Below are 376 nucleotides of genomic sequence, written 5' to 3'. Positions count from 1 at the left end.
TTCGATCTGACTTGATTTGAAAAGACCTTTATCAACTACCCACTCTTTACCATCCCATTTGTCGTAGTCGGTGTCAGGTTTCTTGAATGTGAGCGTATCGGGTAACTTACCGATTTCTGTTATCTCACGTTTTTGACGAGTTTGTGTATCGTAAGCTGTCTTTCCACGATAATCGGGTACGGTTTCCCAGTACTCACCATCCTCACTACGACAAACCGCCAAATCATTAGATTGGGGGAGGTCTGGGGCATCGGGATAAGCCCCAGCTGATAGACCGATACCGAGCATCAGATATTCAATATCGGCTCTTGTGAATTCCCTTGTTGCTTGATTGGTATGGTAAACGTTTATCCAACCAGCTTTAGATGCCAATCCG

General features: G+C 44.9%; 1 protein-coding gene. It reads right to left on the bottom strand.

Annotation, left to right across the window (positions count from 1 at the left end; all coding sequences use genetic code 11):
• Window positions 1-376, bottom strand: a 376-nt coding sequence (locus tag ABR397_RS23495) for a tail fiber assembly protein (RefSeq protein WP_350307806.1), incomplete at both ends; no start/stop codon positions are given.

This window comes from Photorhabdus viridis (assembly GCF_040256935.1).
GTDB lineage: Bacteria > Pseudomonadota > Gammaproteobacteria > Enterobacterales > Enterobacteriaceae > Photorhabdus > Photorhabdus viridis.
Note: the sequence above shows the minus strand (reverse complement) of the source record. Positions and strands in the feature narration are given on the sequence as shown.